Here is a 19,996-nt window from a genome sequence, read left to right as displayed (position 1 = left end):
GCGTCAATCCGCACGCATGCTGGCGGCATCATTGACCTTGACGGTCTTCACGGCCAGCGGTCCGAGGCTCCACTTCTTCATGATGGTCTCGTAGGCGCCGGAGTCCACCATCTGCTGCAAGGCGGCAACGACGCTGTCGCGCAGCTGCGGATTGTCCTTGGCGGTCAGCATGCCAAGGTAACCGACGGCAAGGCGGATATCCGGCAGCGCCTGCAGGCCCTTGCCGTTTCCGGTCTGGTGTTCGGTGGTGTAGACGCTGGTGGCGTAACCGTTGACCGTGGCGTCAGCCCTCCCGGTGCGGACGGCCTGCAGCACATCCGGCATTTTCGGAATCGACATGATGTTGACCGGGGTCGCGCATTTGGCCGATGCCGCCTCGACCATCTTCGCCTGGAAGGTGCCGACGGGAACGGCGACCTTCTTGCCGCACAGATCCTCCAGGCCCTTGATGGCGAGAGGATTGTCCCTGATCGTCATGATCGTCGTCGCGTCATACATATAGTCGATGACGTCGACCTGCTTTTCCAGCTCCGGATCGTCGTTGATTCCCGAGATCGACATGTCGAAGCGCTTTGCCAATATGGAGGGCACGATCGCCGCACCCGCCCCGACATCGGTCATCTCAACATCGACGCCCAGGATGACGCCGAGTGCGGCGGCGATATCGGCATCGATGCCGATCAGCTTGCCGTCTTCGCCATGAAAGCTGATCGGCGGCGTCAGGTCGGTCGCAACCTTCAGCACGCCCGATGACTTGACGGAGGGCGGCAGCCCGTCGGCCAGTTTCTGCGTGAGGACGACACCGGGGAGCTTGGCGACATCGGCGCCGGCCGCCATCTTCTCGGCGGCACCTCCGGCAGCGTAAGCAGAGGCCGCGATCAAAGTGACCATCGCTCCGGCAACTCCGGCCTTCAAGATTTTCTGAATGCGCATCATGTGATCCCCTGTCATTTTTGTATCGGTGAATTCTCGGGATCATCTATGCAATCGCCGTGCCACCTGCAGTGGTGCGTCAGTAATTATCTGATATCAATAGGATTTTTATTAAAAACGACATTTCGGATAGAGTTTCGCAATATAATTCGCATAAAGTTTCGAACATACAATGCACAATTTTTATGCTCCCAGGCCCCGCCGCATCATTTTTGACCGTCTCATTCGCCCCCAAGACCCAAAAACACCTCTTCAGAGGCCAAAACCCGCACTTTTCGGCGCTTGATCGCCCGCTCAGGGGCCGTGGCTACTTCTATCTGATGCCCATTTAATATACGACGTTGGCGAAAATTTATACAAAAAGCAAATTCGAATTTCAAATCGAATGATTATTATTACAAACTTTCGAAACTTTATAAGTCAAAAATATCGATTTATTTTCATAGGCTTGATACCGTCGTCAACGGCGAATGGCAAAACTGGCACGCCGCTTGCAGTTCGTTTCTCATGAACAAGCTCGACGCAAAATTTCTCGCCGGACCGCATCTCCGTCTTGTGCCGGAGACCGCGCAGCAATCCGTGACCTCGACCCAGAACCAGGGAGGCCCTATGCCCATACCGAATATGGCTGAACGCAAACGGCTCAGCGTTCAGGGCCTCACCCACAGCTATGGCGGCCAGAATGCCATCAGCGACGTGGCCTTCGATATCGAGGCCGGCGAGATCGTTGCCCTGCTCGGGCCGAGCGGCTGCGGCAAGTCGACCGTGCTGCGCGCCATCGCCGGTCTGATCCAGCCGAAGACCGGCAGGATTGTGCTCGGGGAGAAAGACTTGGCCGATGTCTCGGCCCGCTCACGCGGCGTCGGCATGGTCTTCCAGAACTATGCTCTGTTTCCGCATCTGACGGTCGCAGAAAACATCGCCTATCCGCTCGCCTGCCAGAAGCTTCCTCGCACTGAGCGCAAGGCGCGCGTCGAGGAGATGCTGTCTCTCGTTAGGCTCAAGGATTATGGCAACCGCCTGCCGCGGGAACTCTCCGGCGGCCAGCAGCAGCGCGTCGCCGTCGCCCGCGCCATCGCCGGACGCCCGTCCCTTCTGCTGCTCGACGAACCCTTCGGCGCGCTCGACCGCGCCTTGCGTTTCGATCTGCAGGTGGAGCTGCTGCACCTGCAGAAGACGCTCGGCATCACGACGCTGATCGTCACGCACGACCAGGAGGAAGCCCAGAGCCTCGCAAACCGCCTGGTGCTGATGAACAAGGGTAATGTCGAGCAGATCGACACGCCGATGACCGTCTACGATCGCCCGAAGACGCTTTTCGTCAACACCTTCATCGGCCAGGCAAACCTGCTCAATGGAACGGTGCTGCGGCTCGATGCCGACAGCACGCTGATCGGCCTTGCCAATGACCGGACCCTGCTCCTGCCGCGCCGCCTGAACTTCACCCTCGGCTCGAAGGTCACGATCACCTTCCGGCCGGAAGAGGTTCGCCTGTCGACGCAGCCAAGCGAGAGCACCCTACCGGTTCGCATGACCGTGTCCGTGCCGCTCGGCCCCTCCCTCGTCCATGACCTTGTTCTGGAAGACGGAACGGGCCTGCGCGCCTCCGAGATCAGAGGCCCCACCACATTCATTCCCGAACCGGGAACGCAGCAATTTGCCGAGATCGACACCGCAAGGTGTCACGCCTTTCCGGCCGAACCGGAAATCATGAGTGAAGAAACAATTCAACAGAGGTGAACGTGATGAAGGACTTTCAGATTACCCGTCGCGGGTTCGGTTTCCTGGCGGCCGGTGTTGCCGCATCGACCATGCTTCCATTTGCCGCCCGCGCTGCCGGTGGCGGAGCCGTTGCCGCCACTTTCCCGGGCAGCTGGGAAGACGCCTACCGCACAGTGCTGACGCCGATGGTCAAGGATGCAGGCTATGACCTGACCATTGCCCCGGCGATGGCGCAGGACCAGCTTGCCAAGATCATGGCGAGCCCCGGTAACCCGCCCTATGACACGCTGCTGATGTCGCCCGGCCAGATGGCCGTCGCCATCGAGAAGGATCTCATCCAGAAGATCGATCCGAGCAAGCTCAAGAACTGGGGCATGCTCGATCCGTCCTTCCAGGGCGAATACGGCCCGACCGTGACCATCGAAGTCAACGGCATCGCCTACAATCCCGATCTCGTTCCGAAGCCGAAGGGTTATCGCGATCTCTTCGAGAACCCGGCCTATAGCGGCAAGGTTTCCTGGACCGGCTTTGCCTCGAACACCGCCGTCATGGCCTATACCGAGATCGCCAAGATCTTCGGTTCCGGCCCCAACGACATGGACGCGGTCTTCAAGCTGTTCAAGGATCATCCGGAGCATCTGAAGGGCGTGGTCGACAGCACCAACCACCAGATGACGCTGTTCCAGCAGGGCGAAATCGCCGTCTTCATGTGCTCGACCGGCAACGTCGCCCGCCTGAAGAGCCTCGGCCTCAACGCCGAGTTCGTCCAACCCGAAACCGGCTCGCCGGCAGCCCCCGTCAATATCCACCTGACCAAGGGCACGGCCAATCTCGATGCGGCCTATGCCTATATGGATGCCGCGATCTCCAAGGCCGCCCAGGACCAGCTCAAGGAGCCGCCGACCGAGATGTTCCCGACCAACAAGGACGTGGCGCTGACGCCGGGCATCGAAGCCTATGTCACCCGCGACCAGCTCAAGACCATGGTCTATCCGGACTGGGTCGCGATCAACAAGAACCGCGACGGCTGGATCCGCCAGTTCGACGCCCTCGTTGCCGGTTGAGGTGATGTGATGAAGGCGAGCGGCTTCCCATACGTCCTACCGATGCTGTTGCTTTCCGTGGCGTTCTTCGCAACGCCGCTCGCCGTCCTCGTCGGTTTCAGCTTCGCCGGCCCCGGCGGAGCGACCCTCGAACATTATGTCCGCTTCTTCGGGGACGCATTCAATTTCCGCGTCCTCGTCAATACCGCAAGGCTCGGGCTCGAAACCGTCATCGGCACGACCTTGCTCGGCGTGCCGATCGCGCTTCTCTACTGGCATGGTGGCCGAAACCTGCGGCAGGTGCTGATTTTCCTGACGCTCATTCCGATGCTGACCAGCAATGTCGTGCGCACTTTCGCCTGGATCGTCATCCTCGGACGCCAGGGGCCGATCAGCGAAGCGCTGGTCGGGCTCGGCCTGGCGGGAATGCCGACCAGCCTGCTGTTTACCGAACTCGGCCTGGTCATGGCCATGTGCCAGATCGACCTGCCGCTGATCATCCTGCCGCTGATTGCCATCCTGTCGCGCACGCCCGTGCAACTGACGGAAGCCGCCCAGGTTTCCGGCGCCGGCCCCTGGCGCATCTTCGTCACCGTGCTTTTGCCGCTGATGCTGCCGGGCCTGCTGGCGGGCTGGATCCTGGTCTTTGCCAGTACCAGCAGCTCCTTTGTCACCCAGGCGGTCATCGGCGGTGCGCGCAACGTCTATGTTCCACAGTTGATCTACCGCGAAGTCGGCACGCTGTTCGACTGGCCGCTGGCCTCGGCCATCGCCGTCGTCCTGCTGCTGTCCACCGGCTGCCTGCTGGTCGCCCTTACCATGATGTCCCGTCACAGGAGGTTGGTCGGTCATGCGTGATCATCGCGAAAATCCCATTCCCGTCATGCTCTACAAGGCATTCGTCTACGGTTTCGGCGGGCTCTGCGTCATCTATCTCGTGGCACCCATCGTGATTGCGCTGACGATGTCGTTTACCTCGGGGCAGACATTGAAATATCCGCCGCAGGGCTTTTCGCTCAGGTGGTACGCGGCGCTGCTCGATCCGGTGCGCTCGGCAACCGAACATATCGCTGCCTGGAACTCGCTGAAGATCGCCGGCCTTGCCGTCCTCGGATCGCTGATCTTTGCGGTTCCGGCAACCATCGGCATGACGCGCATGAAGCGCAGCAGCGCCGGCACCATCGAGCCACTGCTGCTCGCCCCGCTCGTCCTGCCGAGCCTGGTCTACGGCCTTGCCGCCCTGATCGTCGCCAATTTCATCGGCTTCAAGCCGTCGCTCTGGCTGACCGTATCAGGCCATGTCGTGGTCTTCGGGCCGCTGATGTACCGCGCCGCCTCCGTCGTCGCCCAGGGCCTCAATCCCTCGCTTGCCGAGGCATCGACGACGATGGGCGCGAGCTGGTTCATGACACTGCGGCGCGTGACCCTGCCGCTATTGATGCCCGGCATTCTGGCCGGCGCATTCCTCGTCTTCATCCAGTCGCTCGATAATGTGTCGGTATCGCTTTTCCTCGCCGATGCCCGAACGACCGTCTTGCCGCTGCGCATGTTCGCGCTGATCGAGGAATCGCTCGATGTCCGCGTCGCCGCAATCTCCGGAATTCTGATCGCCGTGACGCTGGTCGGACTGCTGGTTGCCCGGCGCGTGCTCGCGCCGCCACGGCAGGCCTGAACAATCCGTCATTTGGCCTATGCTTGAATTAGAAGGAACAAACTCATGAATATGCGCGCGACAAACGCAGGCGGCTATCGGATGGGATCGCTGCTGGCCGATTTCCAGCCGGATTTCGATTTCTCCGCTCCGCTGCCGCTTCCTGTCGAAGAGTTCGAGGATCGCCTTCGCAGAATTCGCCGTCAGGCGGTCGAAGCCGGGCATGACGCGCTGATCGTCCATGCCGGCAGCGTCGGCTGGTTCCACGCTTCGAATGCCTATCTGCGCTATATCTGCGACTGGATGCGCGAGGGTGTGCTGATCATTCCGACCGATGCCGACAAGGCGATGGTGCTTCTCTCCTTCTTCACGCAATCCGTCCTGCTGCCGCCGGGCGGCGAGCCTGTGCTCGTCGACGAGATCTGGCAGATCGGCCCGATCGGCCGCGAATATGCCGACCGCCCCGGCGATTCCGTCATCAAGACCGCCGAGAAATGCGCCGAGGTTCTCGCCGGTCTCGGCCTCGCCAAGGCCCAAATCGGCAGGATCGGCGACCGCACGTCGCTGAGCTTCTGGTCTGCCCTCGACGAACTGCTGCCGAAGAGCAAGTTCGTGGCCGACAACGCCATTCTCGACCGCATGCAGAAGGTCCGCTCACTGCCCGAGATCGAGATGTTCCGCGCCGCCGCCCAGCTGATCAGCATCGGCACGCAGGCCGCCTATCATGTGGCGAAGTCAGGCGTCACCGACCATGAAATCCTGGCGGCCTTCACCTATGCGCAGATGGCGCTCGGCGGCGAAACCGGCGACGGCTACCAGATCGGCATCAACGAATTCGGCACCCATTGCGGCAAGCCCTATGGCCGCATCGTCCGCCCGGGTGACCTCATCAACCTCTATATTTCCAACGTCACCTATCGCGGCTACACCGCCCAGACCGCCCGCATGATCGCGATCGGCGACATCACCAGCCAACAGGAGGATGTGCTTGCCGCCTGCACCGAAGGCGTCAAGCGGGCCGAAAAGCTGATCAGGCCCGGCGCATTGATGCGCGAGGTCAACAATGCCGCCTTCGAACCGATGATCGAGCGAGGCATGCTCACCTCAGCCGAGGCGCGCACCATGCCCTACAACTGGTCGCCGATGGAAGACGGCGGCGCCCGCCTGATTCCCCATCAGTATGTGAAGGACATCGACTGGGAGGCGCAGGGCCGCAAGCTCATGCACGTCTATCCGGCAACGCACGGACCGCACAATCCGAACCTCGGCCATTCGGTCGGCATGGCCGGCGGCCAGAACAGCTTCAACATCTCCTCGCATAACTACGACAGGATGGAGGAGGGCATGGTCTTCGTGCTGCACACGCAGTGGCTGGAACCGCTATCGGCCGGCTGCAATATCGGCGACATGTATGTCGTGACCAAGGACGGTTTCGAGAACCTCAGCCGCCATACCCCGCTTGAAACCCACCGCGTCGCTGCCGAGGCCTGACATGACCCATCATAAACAACACACGCATTTCGATTTCGCCAAGATGACCGAGCGCGAGCGTTACAAGATCCTCATCGGCACGGTCATTCCGCGCCCCATCGCACTGGTCACCACCTTGAGCAAGGAGGGCCTGCCGAATGCCGGCCCGTTCAGCTTCTTCAACGTCCTCACCCACGACCCGGCAATCGTTGCCATAGGCGTCGAGAATTATGCCGACATGCGCTTCAAGGATACCGCCCGCAACATCCGCGAAACCGGCGAGTTCACGGTCCATATCTGCGATGACGCCCTTGTCGACCAGATGGAGGTCTGCGCCATCAAGTTCGGACCTGAGGTCGACGAGCTCTCCGAAGCCGGCCTGGCAACGGCGCCGGGACAGATGGTCAGAAGCCCCCGCATCCTGGCAGCGCCCGCAGCACTCGAATGCCGCCGCCACACCACCCTGCAGGTCGGCCCGGCGCGCGAAATCATCCTCGGCGAAGTCCTCGGCGTCTATGTCAGAAGCGATGCGGTCAATCCGACGAACCTGCACATCGACCAGCAACTGATGGACGCCGTCGGAAGGATGGGCGGCCATACCTACACAAGGACGCGCGACCAGTTCGACATCAAGACGCAGACCAAGGAGGAGTGGAGTTCGCGAAAGAGCGTTTCAGAGCCGGTCATCGCATAGTCAGGCTTGGCATACGCTCAAGCCGGAGGTGGTTTCCGTTTCCGGCGTAAAACTCCCGGGAAAACCCTTTGCATTTGGAATCCCCTAATTCAAAAACCGATAGAGCCAGTCCCGCGTCTCCTCCGGCAACGGAGCCGGCGATTCGTCTTCGGGGGCGTGGGCCTGCCAGATGATTTCCACCTCGGCGGCGCGCTCCTCGCCCGTCTCGATCGAGATGAGGAAGCCGATAGAGCGCACGCCGATCTTGTCGACGGTGGCGGTGAAGGTTGCCGGCTCGTCGTAGTGGAGCGGGCGGTGGAGAAAGCAGGAAACCTTGCTGGGGCTATAGACGGGTTCGTCGTCGACATCGGGCCGTGAGGACCAGAAGTTCGCAAGCACGGACTCGGCATAGGAAATATAGGATGCCAGAAACATCCGGCCGGTCATATCGACATCGCGAAACGGCACGCGTATTTCCGCCACATCAGGACGTTTCGACTGACTCATCAACAAATCTGCCCTACAGAGTTCCCATGGCAACACTACTTCATAATTGCTTATACCGGAACCGGCTTAAGGATAAAATTACGCAATAGTTCAAAGTGTTACAGTGTCCTCCACGTACCGGAAAGGTGCGGGCCGTTGCAATTGGACCTGATCGACGGGAACGGCGCAAACGAGACAGTGTGATAGGCGAACGGTCGGAAGGCGCGGCAAGAGCGCTTGTTGAAATCGTCAGGCGATGCCCCATCTGCTGTGGCACATGACATAAGCGACCGATAGAGTGTCTTCATGAGCACCCGTCTTTATGAACACCCGATCTTCCTGGAACATGTCACGCCCGCCGGCCATCCGGAGCGATCGGACAGGATCCGCGCCATCAATGTTGCGCTGGAACATCCGAATTTCGAGCGGCTGGAGCGCCGGCAGGCGCCGCAGGCGAATGAGGATGCGGTGCTGCTTGCCCATCCGGAGGAGCATCTGACCGCCGTCATGCGGGAGATTCCCGAGGAAGAGGGTGAGATCAACCAGATCGAAGCCGATACCTATGCCAGCAGCAAGAGCCTGCAGGCGGCGCTGACCGGCATTGGCGGGGCGATGGCGGCGGTGGACGATGTCTTTACCGGCCGGGCCGACAATGTCTTCGTCGCCGCCCGCCCGCCGGGGCACCATGCCGAAAAGATGACGGCGATGGGCTTCTGCTTCTTCAACAATGCGGCGATCGCCGCCCGGCATGCGCAAAAGACGCATGGCGCCGAGCGCATCGCCATCGTCGACTGGGACGTGCACCACGGCAACGGCACGCAGGATATCTTCTGGGACGATCCTTCGGTGCTGTTCTGCTCGACGCATCAGATGCCGCTCTATCCCGGCACCGGCGCCAAGGACGAGAAGGGCAAGCACAACACCATCGTCAATGCGCCGCTGTCGCCGAATGTCGGCAGCGACCACTTTCGCGAGGCGTTCAAATCGCGCGTGCTACCCGCCCTTGACGATTTCCGGCCGGATCTCATCATCATCTCCGCCGGCTTCGACGCGCATCACCGCGATCCCTTAGCGCAGATCAATCTGACCGGCGAGGATTTCGACTGGGCGACCGGGCGCGTGCTGGAACTCGCGGACCGGCACGCGAAGAACCGGGTCGTCAGCCTGCTCGAAGGCGGTTATGATCTCGAGGGACTCGCCGAATCGGCGGGCATGCATATTCTGAGAATGATGAAGGGTTGAGAATGACTGACAGCGCCAAGCCGGAGGTGTCCGGCCTTTCCTTCGAAAAGGCGGTCGCCGAACTCGAAAGCATCGTCGCCCGGCTGGAACGCGGCGATGTGGCGCTGGATGAATCGATCGAAATCTACGAGCGCGGCGAAGCGCTGAAGAAACATTGCGAAACGCTGCTTTCGGCCGCCGAAAACCGCATCGAAAAAATCAGGCTCGACCGCGCCGGCAAGCCGCAGGGCGTCGAGCCGCTCGACGGCGCCTGAGGCAGCAAACTCCCTTTTGAAGATGCTTGGCTATCGGCTTCGGACCGATCTATGATCCCCATCCAAAACGATGAGGGGACAAGGACATGACGGACAGGTTGAAGGGCAAGGTCGCCATTATCTCGGGGGGCGCGACCGGCATGGGCGGTGCTGCCTCGAAGCTTTTTGCGGCGGAAGGGGCGCGTATTGCGATCATCGACCGCAATGGTCAGGCGGCGGCCGAGACCGTGAAGCAAATCCGTGATGCCGGCGGCGAGGCCGATTGCTGGACGGCCGATGTCTCGGACGAAGCAGCCGTCAATGCCGCCGTAGCGGGCGTCGAAGAACGCTACGGCGCAGTCACCGTGCTCTTCAATCATGCCGGCACGATCGTCATCAAACCGTTTCTGGAAACGACCGTTGAGGAATGGGACTGGCTGCACGCCGTCAATGTGCGCTCGATGTTCCTGATGACCAAGGCCGTGCTGCCGAAGATGGTTGAAAGCGGCGGCGGGTCGATCGTCTGCACCTCGTCGATCTCGGCGGTCGCCGCCACGCCGATGGAAGTGCTTTACGACACGACCAAGGGGGCCGTGCATATGTTTGCCCGCGCCATCGCGGTGGAGTTCCGTGACCGCAATATCCGCTGCAACGCCGTCTGCCCCGGCTTTATCCGCACGCCGCACGGCCTGCGCGAGGTGGCCGACTTGCAGGCGCTTGGCGTCGACGTTTCGGATGCCGCCATTGCCGCCCAGCAGGGGCGGATTGGCGAGCCGGAGGACGTGGCGCGGGCCGCGCTTTATCTCGCCAGCGACGAATCGAGCTTCGTCAATGGCGCCCATCTCTTCGTCGACAATGGTTTTACCGCGATCTGAGATAGAGGCTGCTCAGCGCATCCGATTGGACGCGCGGTGTACTAACCGTTATCTCTGTTGGATGCTAGAGCATGATGCCGAAAAGTGTGAGCGGTTTTCGGACGACATCATGCTCTAACTATATAATGTAGAACAGGATTCAGATTTTAGGCCGACCCGGCCTAAAATCATCCTGTTCTAGCGATCGGAGATCCCACATGTCCTTCTTTCCCGGTAAAGATCCCCTGCCCGGCGATGCCTTCGCCTGCGACGCGATCGAGAACCTGATCATCCCGCGTACCAGCGATATCGGCGGTTTCCAGGTGCGCCGCGCGCTGCCCAGCCGGCAGCGGCGGCTCGTCGGGCCGTTCATCTTCTTCGACCGCATGGGGCCGGCGATCCTGAAGCCGGACGAGGCGCTCGACGTCAAGCCGCATCCGCATATCGGACTGTCGACGGTCACCTATCTGTTCGACGGCGAGATCCGCCATCGCGACAGCCTTGGCACCGAAAAGGTCATCCGTCCCGGCGATATCAATCTGATGACCGCAGGCCGCGGCATCGTGCATTCCGAGCGCACGCCCGACAATCTGCGCGGCCATCCGCTGCTGATGTCGGGGCTGCAGACCTGGCTGGCGCTGCCCGACGACAAGGAGGAGATTGATCCCGCCTTCGCCCATACGGAAAAATCCGCCATGCCGCTAATCGAGACGGCAGGCGTGCGCGGGCGCGTGGTCATCGGCTCGTTCGAAGGCATGACATCCCCCGTCGGCGTTTTCTCCGACACGCTCTATGTCGATCTCGACCTGCAGCCGGGCGCCAAATTTCCCTTCGGCGCGGGCCATGAAGAGCGCGCCGTCTATGTGCTCTCGGGCGAGGTCGTCATATCAGGCGACCGTTTTGCCGCCGACCAGTTGCTGGTCTTCCGGCCGGGCGATGCGATCACGCTGGAGGCCGGCCGCGATGGCTGCCACCTGATGCTCTTCGGCGGTGCGGCGCTCAATTCGAAACGTTATATCTGGTGGAATTTCGTCTCTTCCTCGAAGGAGCGGATCGAACAGGCCAAGGAGGAATGGCGCACCGGCCGCTTCGATATCGTGCCGGGGGATGAAGAGGAATTCGTGCCGTTGCCGGAGGGCTGAGCGACACGAAATGAGAGAAATAGACCAGGATATACTCCGAAAACCGTTCACACTTTCCGGCATCATGCTCTAAGGTGAAAAGCTTCGGTTCCTGAAATGCACTTGTTTTGCCGCAATCTAATCGAATAAAGCGGAACAAGGAAAAGCAAGAAAGAGCGCCCGCCTGTGACACAACTGCCGAAGACCCCCCTGCTCGACCAGGTCATCTATCCCGCCGACCTGCGCAAGCTCGAGGATCGCGACCTACCGCAGCTTGCCCGCGAAGTCCGGGACGAAATGATCGATGCGGTGTCGCGCACCGGCGGCCATCTCGGCGCCGGTCTCGGCGTCGTCGAATTGACGATCGCCATTCACAGCGTCTTCGACACACCTGATGATCGGCTTATTTTCGATGTCGGCCATCAATGTTATCCGCACAAAATCCTCACCGGCCGGCGTGACCGCATCCGGACGCTGCGCCAGGAAGACGGGCTGTCCGGCTTCACCCGCCGGGCCGAAAGCGAATATGATCCCTTCGGTGCGGCGCATTCCTCGACTTCGATCTCGGCCGGCCTCGGCATGGCGATTGCCGCCGACCTCGACAAATCAGACCGTCGCGTCATCGCCGTCATCGGCGACGGGGCGATGTCGGCCGGCATGGCCTATGAGGCGTTGAACAATGCGGGTGCCCTCGATGCGCGGCTCATCGTCATCCTCAACGACAACGACATGTCGATCGCGCCACCGACGGGCGCCATGAGCGCCTATCTCGCGCGCCTTGCCTCGGGTCGCACCTATATGGGCTTCCGTGACTTCGGCAAGAAGCTGACGGCCTATCTCGGCAAGAACATCGACCGGGCGATCACCCGCGCCGTCGAGCATGCGCGCGGCTATGTCACCGGCGGCACGATGTTCGAAGAGATGGGCTTTTATCATATCGGGCCGATCGACGGGCATTCCTTCGACCACCTGCTGCCCGTGTTGCGCAACGTGCGCGACAATGGACGCGGGCCGGTGCTGATCCATGTCGTCACCCAGAAGGGCAAGGGCTATCCGCCGGCGGAAGCTGCGGCCGACAAATATCACGGCGTCAACAAGTTCGACGTCATCACCGGCGCCCAGGCCAGGGTCAAGCCGAATGCGCCGAGCTATACTAGCGTCTTTGCCGAAGCGCTGGTGCAGGAAGCCGCCCTCGACGACAAGATCGTCGGCATCACCGCCGCCATGCCGAATGGTACCGGCCTCGACAAGCTCGCCGAGGCCTTTCCGTCGCGCTGTTTCGACGTCGGCATTGCCGAACAGCATGCCGTGACCTTCGCCGCCGGCCTGGCAGCGGAAGGCTACAAGCCGTTCGCCGCCCTCTATTCAACCTTCCTGCAGCGCGCCTACGACCAGGTCGTGCATGACGTGGCGATCCAGGGATTGCCGGTGCGTTTTCCGATCGACCGCGCCGGCTTCGTCGGCGCCGACGGGCCGACCCATGCCGGTTCCTTCGACACCGCCTTCCTCACCACCCTGCCCGGCTTCGTGGTGATGGCGGCGGCCGACGAGGCCGAACTCAAGCATATGGTGCGCACGGCTGTCGCCTATGATGGCGGGCCGATCTCGTTCCGCTACCCGCGCGGTGAAGGCGTCGGCGTCGACATGCCGGCGCGCGGCGAAATCCTGCAGATCGGCAAGGGCCGCATCGTCAAGGAAGGCACCAAGGTGGCGCTGCTCTCCTTCGGCACCCGGCTTGCCGACTGTCTGCTTGCCGCTGAGGATCTCGATGCCGCGGGGCTTTCGACGACGGTCGCCGATGCACGTTTCGCCAAGCCGCTCGACCATGATCTGATCCGCCAGCTTGCCCGCCACCACGAAATTGTCATCACCGTCGAGGAAGGCTCGATCGGCGGCTTCGGCAGCCATGTGATGCATTTCCTCGCCACCGAGGGCCTGCTCGACAACGGCCTGAAGCTGCGCTCGCTTGTGATGCCCGACATCTGGATGGAGCAGGCCAAGCCCGAAGCCATGAACGCCCACGCCGGCCTCGACCGCGCCGGCATCGTCTCCACGGTGTTCAGGGCGCTGGGGCGCGGTGTTGCGGTTGGGGTTGCTGGGTAGCTGAGATTATGTGACGGCGTGCCGTGTGGCCCCCTCATCCGCCCTACGGGCACCTTCTCCCCGAGGGGGGAGAAGAGGGAATTAAGGGGTCCTCTCAATAAAAAAGGCGGCACATCACTGCACCGCCCTTTTTATTTAACGTCCCTGCAAAGGGTCCGCTCTCAGAACTCCGTCCACTCTTCCTGAACGGTCGCCGCAGCGCTTGCCTGTCTTCCGCCGAAGGCCTTGGCGACGGTTCGGGTCAGGGCGTGGGCCGGGGAGGCGACCGGGCGGGAGCTCGTGCCGGCAACGCTTGCGCGCGGCGCCGGCGCCACCTGGCCGAGCTTGAACTGGCGCAGCAACTCTTCGAGGGCATTTGCTTCCTGGGCGAGCGCATGGCTGGCCGCGGTCTGCTCCTCGACCATGGCGGCGTTCTGCTGCGTGCCCTGGTCCATGTTGTTGACGGCGGTGTTGATCTCCTGCAGGCCGATCGACTGTTCGCGCGTGGCGGTGACGATGGCGCTGACGTGGTGGTTGATCTCCTGCACCTCGGAGACGATGACCTCCAGCGCCTTGCCGGTCTCGCCGACGAGGCCGACGCCGGCGACGACTTGTTCGCCCGAGGTGGTGATCAGCGCTTTGATCTCCTTGGCGGCCTTCGCCGAGCGCTGGGCGAGTTCGCGCACTTCTTGCGCGACGACCGCAAAGCCCTTGCCGGCATCGCCGGCGCGGGCCGCTTCGACGCCTGCATTCAAGGCCAAAAGATTGGTCTGGAAGGCGATGTCGTCGATGACGCCGATGATGTTGGAGATTTCGCCCGAGGACTTCTCGATCTGCTGCATGGCAGAGACGGCCTTGCGGACGACTTCGCCTGATTTCTCGGCGCCGAGGCGGGCGCGCTCGACGAGATTGCCGACATCCTCGGCGCGCTTGGCGCTGTCGCGGACGGTCGTCGTCACTTCCTCGAGCGCTGCTGCGGTCTGTTCGACGGCGGCAGCCTGCTGCTCGGTGCGGTGGGCCAGATCGTCGGCGGCGGAGCGGATTTCGCCGGCGCCGGCATTGATCGCCGAAGCATTGCGGCCGACCGATTGCAGTGCCGCCTGCAGCTTTTCGACGGCGTGGTTGAAGTCGTTGCGCAGGCTGTCATATTGCGAGGCGAACGGCGTCTGGAGACGACCGGCCATATCGCCATTGGCAAGCTCGGCAAGGCCGCCCGCCAAAGCGTCGATGGCATAGCGGATCTCGCCTTCCTCGCGCGCCTTCTGCTCGTCGCCTGCCCGGCGCTGGCGCTCGGCGTCGTCGCGCATGCGGTCGGTCTCGCCGGCAAGGCGCAGCTTCTCGATCGCTGCCTGCTTGAAGACCAGGACGGACTGCGCCATGCGGCCGATTTCGTCGCCGCGCTCGACTGCCGGAACCTCGATATCGTTCTGACCGCCGGCGAGGCGATCCATGGCGCTCGTCATGCCGACGACCGGGCGGACGATGATGCGCGACATCAGCCAGGCGAGCATAGCGGCGGCGAGCGAGGCGACGATGCCGCCGGCAATGAGCGTCGTCTTCAGATGGCTGTTGGCATCGGCGCGGATTGCGGCGAGCGCATTCGACTTTTCCCGCGCGGTGGCCTTGATCTTGGCCGAGGCCTGGCGGAAGCCGTCGAGCTGGCCCTTGGTGGCGTTGACGCCGATCTTGACGACCTCTTCGATCGGCATGTCGGTTTCCTTGCGCGCCTTGGTCTGCGGCTCGGCAAGTTCATGGAAGTAGAGATCGGCGGCCTTCTGCATGCCGTCGATCATCTCGACGAGCTGCGGCTCGCCGGCGGCCGTCTGCTTGGCGGCGGCAATCGCCTTCAGCATGCGCTCGCGGTTGGCGAAGACATCGCCATAGGTGCTGTCGCTGCGGAACAGGATGAAGCCGCGCAGGTTGACGGCCTGTTCGAGCATCGCCTGCAGCGCATCGTCGATCTGGTTGACGAGCAGCTCGGATTTTTCCTGTTCGGCGGAAGCGGCCGCGGACGCCGTCGCCTTCGAATAGACGAAAGCGGAAACGGCGATGAAAATGAGAATGAGGGCTGCGAACGTGGCCGCAAGCTTACCGTTCAAGGATATGTTTTTGGCGGACATCGGTGATTTCTCCTGACGACAGTCGACGCGGCGAGAGGCAGGTCGCGCGAGACGCAACCGCCGGGATGTTTGAAGCTGAGAACATGATCGGCGTGGAAACGCTTGCGCCGTCATGGCGCCGAGCGGCTCGAATGAACCGCTGCAATCAAGCCGACCCTATCCGGGGAGGCTTTAAATTTGTTTAAATTTGTGCAGCGCAGCAGCGACCACACCCGCGGATTATTGTGCCGTTTCCGGAGGATTGAGGATCAGGATGTCTAAATCCTTCGTGGGATCGAAATCCTCTGATGTCATTCGGAAGGTCGTCGGGCCGATCTTCTGAACGTTGCTGCCGCAGAAGCTGATAAGGCTGCTGGGCTTGCCCTTGTCGATCGTCAGCTGGAAGCGCTTGATCGGCCCCGCCCAGTTGGCGCCAGTCGACAGCACATAGGAGATCCAGCTTTCGGTATAGTTGGCGCCGCCGGTCTCGGCTTCCCGCGCACGCTGTTGGGCAACCCTGATGAAGTCTCCGTCGAGGCAGTATTTGCGGGAATATTCCTCGAAACGCTCACCCTTTGGCTCACTACCTTCGAGAAAACTGATGGCGACGGTGCCGCCGACTGCCGGCTTGTAGCGATGCTGGACGCTGACTTTCTTTTTTGCCGGAAAGGTGGTGCGCCACCAATAGGTCGAGCGCAGCGTCCAGAGCGGCACGAGGTCGACCCCGGCAGCATCGCCGGCGCCCATGGGATAAACGAGGCCGCGAACGATCCAGTCCTTGCGGATGGTTTCGGGAAGCTTGGCGAGCGCCTCGGTCGTCTTCTGGCTATAGGGCAGGACGGGGATGCCCTGCTTGGCGAACTCGTCGGTCACGTCGATGCCGAGCGAGATGACGCGCTGTTGCAGCTTGGCGGTGATCGGCCTGCCATCCTGCACGGTGGAAAAATGCAGGAAGTTATCACTGTCATAATCGGAGATAGCGGAGTTGTTGTCGACCTGACCTGATATGTCAGGCATCGGGAAGGCGACCAGGCTCTCGACGTCCTTGTCGGAGCTGTTTTCGAAGACGTAGTCGACACGCACTTCCGAAGCGGAGATGAAGAGATCCTCTTCCGCCATGCTGACATCGTCGGATTGGGCAAAGATCAGCCCGCCGGTCTTGATCTCGGCCAGAGTATCATTCGCCAGCGCGGGCGATGCGATCCCCGCGGCGACAAGAAGAGTGAAGAGCTTCAGCATAGAGCACCCCCATGCGGCCCGCCCCGCGATCGCCGCGGCAGGATTATCGCCGAAAGCTTTTGAGGGTCAATGACGGTCTTGGGAACAAAATGCTTGCAACCGGCGGCTTTGCCGGTCATGCACAGCCGATGTCAGATCAAAACACCCAACGCCTCGACCAACTTCTCGTCTCTCTCGGCCTCTTTGCCAGTCGTTCACGCGCCCGCGACGCCGTGCAGCGCGGCACCGTCAGGATCGGCGGCCAGGTGGTCACGAAGGCCGGCGCGCTGTTTGGCGCAGACGCGTCGATCGAGATCGACGATCCGGCGCAGGACTACGTCTCGCGCGCCGCACTGAAGCTTGCCGCCGCACTCGACCATTTCCGGCTCGATCCTGCCGGCCATCACTGTCTTGATGTCGGCGCCTCCACCGGCGGCTTCACCGAGGTGCTGCTGCAGCGCGGCGCCGCGCACGTCACCGCGATCGATGTCGGCCATGGGCAGATGCATCCGCGCATATCAGGCGATCCGCGGGTGACGAACAGGGAGGGCCTCAACGCCCGCAACCTGACGGCAGAGGATATCGGCCATCCCGCGACCTTCATCGTTTCCGACGTCTCCTTCATCACGCTGAAGCTGGCGCTCGCGCCGGCCCTTGAGATCGCCGAACCCGGTGCTGTCGCCGTGCTGCTGGTCAAGCCGCAGTTCGAGGCCGGGCGCGAGGCGATCGGCAAGGGCGGGATGCTGAAGGACCCCTCGTCCGCTCCCGCCGTTGCTGCGGAACTGGAGCGCTGGTTCATCGAGGACATGGGCTGGAAAAGCCTCGGCCTCATCCCCTCCCCGATTTCCGGCGGCGATGGCAATCAGGAATTTCTTCTGGCAGGATTGAAACCGTGAGCACCGAAACCGTCAAGATCGAGAAGCTCGGCGCCCAGGGCGACGGCATCGCCGGCAGCGCCGGCGGACCTGTTTATGTGCCATTTTCCCTGCCCGGGGAAACGGTGGCGATTGCCCGGATCAAGAGCCAGGGCACGATCATGTCGATCACGACGCCCTCGCCCGACCGGCAGGAGCCGCCCTGCCGGCATTTCGGCCCGGATGGCGTCAACGGCACCTGCGGCGGCTGCACGCTGCAGCATATGGCAGACGCGCCCTACCGCGCCTTCAAGCGCCAGTTGGTCATCGATGCGCTGAAATCCAAGGGGCTGACATCAGATGTCGGCGAGATCGTTCCGGCTCGGCCAGGCGAACGGCGGCGCGTGGTGTTTGCGGCGCGCAAGACCGAGAGGGACATGCTTGTTGGATTCAACCAGGCCGAAAGCCACCATATCGTCGCCATCGAAGAATGTCCGATCTCGTCGGCAGGGATCATCGCCCGGCTGTCGGCGATCAGGGCAATTGCCGCATCGCTGGCGACCAGTGCCGAACCCTTCCGCGTTGCCGTGCTAGAAACGCTTTCCGGCCTCGATATCTCAGTCGACGAGGTGAAGAAGCTGTCCGACGCGCAGCGGCGCAAGGCGATCGAGACTGCGCTCAGCCTGCGCGGCATCGCGCGTGTTTCGCTGAACGGCGAAATCCTCGTCGAGCCGTCGAAGCCGATGGTCGAATTCGGCGGCGTCCAGGTTTCACCGCCGCCGGGCGGCTTCACCCAGGCAACCAAGCCCGCGGAAGAGGCGATGGCCGAACTGGTGCTTGCTCATGTCGGCAAGTCGAAGCGGATCGCCGATCTCTTTGCCGGCGCCGGCACGTTTTCGCTGCGCCTGGCGCGGATCGGCCGTGTGCACGCCGTCGAAGCCGAGGCAAAGGCGCTCGCAGCACTCGATCATGCCGCCCGCAACACGCAGGGGCTGAAGCCGGTCACCGTCGAAAAGCGCGATCTCTTTCGCCGTCCTTTGATGACGCAGGAATTCAAGCCCTATGATGCCGTCGTCTTCGACCCGCCGCGCGCCGGTGCCGAGTTCCAGTGCCAGGAGCTTGCCCGTTCGGCGGTGAAGAAGATCGTGGCCGTCAGCTGCAATCCGCTGACGCTGGCGCGGGATCTCGCGATCCTCGTCGAGAGCGGTTACCGGATCGCGCAAGTAACGCCGATCGACCAGTTCCTCTGGACCTCGCATGTCGAGGTGGTGGCGACGCTGGAGAAATAGGCGTGTCTGTCGAAAAGACCAAAAGACGCAACCCATACTATAACGGCCCAGTGTCCGATCATTTCGACGGCACGCATTTCTTCAATCCCGAAGGTATTGAGCCCCTTGGTTTCCGCGACCTGATGCGCTGGCAATTCGGCGGTGGCCGAGAGCGTTGGCCGAGGTCGGTCCCAAGTCCTTACGCGATGGCCAAGCCGGATCCACACGTCGACGGCGAGGATCTAAGGGTGACCATGGTTGGCCATGCAACAATGCTCGTGCAGGTCGCCGGGCTCAATATCCTCACCGACCCGGTATGGTCGGAGCGCGCGAGTCCCTTCGCTTTTGCCGGACCCAGGCGCGTCGTCCCACCGGGCATCGCGTTCGATGATTTGCCGCCGATTGATCTCGTGCTGGTATCGCACAATCATTATGATCATCTCGATATCGCAACGCTCAGGCGGTTGGGTGCGAAGCATCGGCCGCGTGTCGTGACGCCACTTGGCAATGACACGATCATACGGCGTGCCGTGCCCGATATAGAGACGACATCTATGGACTGGGGCGAGCGCATTTCGCACGCCGGAATAAGCATTGACGCGGAGCCTGCACACCATTGGTCGGCCCGCGGAACCGCCGACCGCCGGATGGCACTCTGGGCGTCGTTCGTTTTGTCGACTCCCGCCGGAAAAATTTATCACGTCGGAGATACGGGTTTTCACCACGGCATCAATTACAAAGCGGCACAGCAGAAGCATGGCGGCTTTCGTCTGGCCATTTTACCCTTCGGCGCCTACGAGCCGCGCTGGTTCATGAAAGGGCAGCACCAGAATCCGCAGGAGGCGGTGATCGGGATGACGTTGGCAAATGCGGCCTATGTGGCCGGGCATCACTTCGCCACGTTCCAACTGACAAACGAAGCGGTCGATGCGCCGGCAAGAGCGTTGCAAGACGCAATGCGCGAGCATGATATTCCCCCGGAACGGTTCCGGCCGCTCAGGGCCGGCGAGGTATTCGACGTGCCGGCGGTCTAATCGCTATCCGTTT

Annotated in this window: 18 protein-coding genes; 14 read left to right on the top strand and 4 right to left on the bottom strand. The window is 62.0% G+C overall.

Annotation, left to right across the window (positions count from 1 at the left end; all coding sequences use genetic code 11):
- Positions 1–3 precede the first annotated feature (3 nt).
- Entirely contained in the window at positions 4–936 is a 933-nt protein-coding gene (locus RlegSU303_RS03020) for an ABC transporter substrate-binding protein (protein WP_231283440.1), read from the bottom strand.
- Positions 937–1,440: 504 nt separating this feature from the next.
- On the opposite strand from RlegSU303_RS03020, the gene RlegSU303_RS03015 reads away from it, so the two are divergent.
- From RlegSU303_RS03015 to RlegSU303_RS02990, 6 genes are read left to right on the top strand one after another with little or no spacing between them, the layout of a single operon-like run.
- On the top strand, positions 1,441–2,673 hold the full coding sequence (locus RlegSU303_RS03015) for an ABC transporter ATP-binding protein (protein WP_231283439.1): 1,233 nt from the start codon (positions 1,441–1,443) through the stop codon (positions 2,671–2,673).
- Entirely contained in the window at positions 2,670–3,719 is a 1,050-nt protein-coding gene (locus RlegSU303_RS03010; RefSeq protein ID WP_222372277.1) for an ABC transporter substrate-binding protein, read from the top strand. The genes RlegSU303_RS03015 and RlegSU303_RS03010 overlap by 4 nt, the downstream gene beginning before the upstream one ends.
- Before the next feature lie 9 nt (positions 3,720–3,728).
- A complete protein-coding gene (locus RlegSU303_RS03005; protein WP_222372269.1) occupies positions 3,729–4,556 on the top strand; it encodes an ABC transporter permease in 828 nt (275 codons plus the stop codon).
- A complete protein-coding gene (locus RlegSU303_RS03000) occupies positions 4,549–5,370 on the top strand; it encodes an ABC transporter permease (RefSeq protein ID WP_231283438.1) in 822 nt (273 codons plus the stop codon). The genes RlegSU303_RS03005 and RlegSU303_RS03000 overlap by 8 nt, the downstream gene beginning before the upstream one ends.
- Positions 5,371–5,415: 45 nt before the next feature.
- A complete protein-coding gene (locus RlegSU303_RS02995; protein WP_231283437.1) occupies positions 5,416–6,840 on the top strand; it encodes a M24 family metallopeptidase in 1,425 nt (474 codons plus the stop codon).
- 1 nt (position 6,841) lies between these two features.
- A complete protein-coding gene (locus tag RlegSU303_RS02990; RefSeq protein ID WP_231283436.1) occupies positions 6,842–7,513 on the top strand; it encodes a flavin reductase family protein in 672 nt (223 codons plus the stop codon).
- An 84-nt stretch (positions 7,514–7,597) separates the two neighbouring features.
- On the opposite strand, the gene RlegSU303_RS02985 is transcribed toward RlegSU303_RS02990, so the two are convergent.
- Positions 7,598–7,999 carry an acyl-CoA thioesterase gene (locus RlegSU303_RS02985; RefSeq protein WP_131645566.1) on the bottom strand — a complete coding sequence of 134 codons (402 nt, stop codon included), beginning with the start codon at positions 7,997–7,999 and terminating at the stop codon, positions 7,598–7,600.
- A 285-nt stretch (positions 8,000–8,284) separates the two neighbouring features.
- On the opposite strand from RlegSU303_RS02985, the gene RlegSU303_RS02980 reads away from it, so the two are divergent.
- The 5 genes from RlegSU303_RS02980 to dxs all read left to right on the top strand — a co-directional run bounded on the left by RlegSU303_RS02980 (position 8,285) and on the right by dxs (position 13,531).
- Positions 8,285–9,220: a histone deacetylase family protein gene (locus RlegSU303_RS02980; protein WP_017959231.1), complete on the top strand. Its 936-nt coding sequence runs from the start codon at positions 8,285–8,287 to the stop codon at positions 9,218–9,220.
- A 2-nt stretch (positions 9,221–9,222) separates the two neighbouring features.
- Positions 9,223–9,474, top strand: a complete 252-nt coding sequence (locus tag RlegSU303_RS02975; protein WP_003545921.1) for an exodeoxyribonuclease VII small subunit — start codon at positions 9,223–9,225, stop codon at positions 9,472–9,474.
- Positions 9,475–9,560: 86 nt separating this feature from the next.
- A complete protein-coding gene (locus RlegSU303_RS02970) occupies positions 9,561–10,328 on the top strand; it encodes an SDR family NAD(P)-dependent oxidoreductase (protein ID WP_131623043.1) in 768 nt (255 codons plus the stop codon).
- Between the two features lie 197 nt (positions 10,329–10,525).
- Positions 10,526–11,449: a pirin family protein gene (locus RlegSU303_RS02965; RefSeq protein ID WP_017959229.1), complete on the top strand. Its 924-nt coding sequence runs from the start codon at positions 10,526–10,528 to the stop codon at positions 11,447–11,449.
- A 165-nt stretch (positions 11,450–11,614) separates the two neighbouring features.
- Entirely contained in the window at positions 11,615–13,531 is a 1,917-nt protein-coding gene (dxs, locus tag RlegSU303_RS02960; RefSeq protein ID WP_017959228.1) for a 1-deoxy-D-xylulose-5-phosphate synthase, read from the top strand.
- Between the two features lie 161 nt (positions 13,532–13,692).
- On the opposite strand, the gene RlegSU303_RS02955 is transcribed toward dxs, so the two are convergent.
- Both RlegSU303_RS02955 and RlegSU303_RS02950 read right to left on the bottom strand, forming a co-directional pair.
- Positions 13,693–15,630, bottom strand: a complete 1,938-nt coding sequence (locus RlegSU303_RS02955; RefSeq protein ID WP_231283435.1) for a methyl-accepting chemotaxis protein — start codon at positions 15,628–15,630, stop codon at positions 13,693–13,695.
- 219 nt (positions 15,631–15,849) lie between these two features.
- Positions 15,850–16,848, bottom strand: coding sequence for a DUF4424 domain-containing protein (locus tag RlegSU303_RS02950; RefSeq protein ID WP_231283434.1), 999 nt, complete (start codon positions 16,846–16,848; stop codon positions 15,850–15,852).
- Positions 16,849–16,937: 89 nt separating this feature from the next.
- Here RlegSU303_RS02950 and RlegSU303_RS02945 point away from each other — a divergent pair, with 89 nt between their 5' ends.
- The 3 genes from RlegSU303_RS02945 to RlegSU303_RS02935 are packed head-to-tail and all read left to right on the top strand — an operon-like array spanning position 16,938 to position 19,983.
- On the top strand, positions 16,938–17,723 hold the full coding sequence (locus RlegSU303_RS02945) for a TlyA family RNA methyltransferase (RefSeq protein WP_231283433.1): 786 nt from the start codon (positions 16,938–16,940) through the stop codon (positions 17,721–17,723).
- On the top strand, positions 17,720–18,970 hold the full coding sequence (locus tag RlegSU303_RS02940) for a class I SAM-dependent RNA methyltransferase (protein WP_231283432.1): 1,251 nt from the start codon (positions 17,720–17,722) through the stop codon (positions 18,968–18,970). The genes RlegSU303_RS02945 and RlegSU303_RS02940 overlap by 4 nt, the downstream gene beginning before the upstream one ends.
- 2 nt (positions 18,971–18,972) lie before the next feature.
- Positions 18,973–19,983, top strand: coding sequence for an MBL fold metallo-hydrolase (locus RlegSU303_RS02935; protein WP_131709913.1), 1,011 nt, complete (start codon positions 18,973–18,975; stop codon positions 19,981–19,983).
- The last annotated feature ends 13 nt before the right edge of the window (positions 19,984–19,996 follow it).

Origin of the sequence: Rhizobium sp. SU303, assembly GCF_021052345.1 — a bacterium.
Classification (GTDB): domain Bacteria; phylum Pseudomonadota; class Alphaproteobacteria; order Rhizobiales; family Rhizobiaceae; genus Rhizobium; species Rhizobium laguerreae.
The sequence above is the reverse complement of the archived record's forward strand: the minus strand, read 5'-3'. Positions and strand labels throughout refer to the sequence as shown.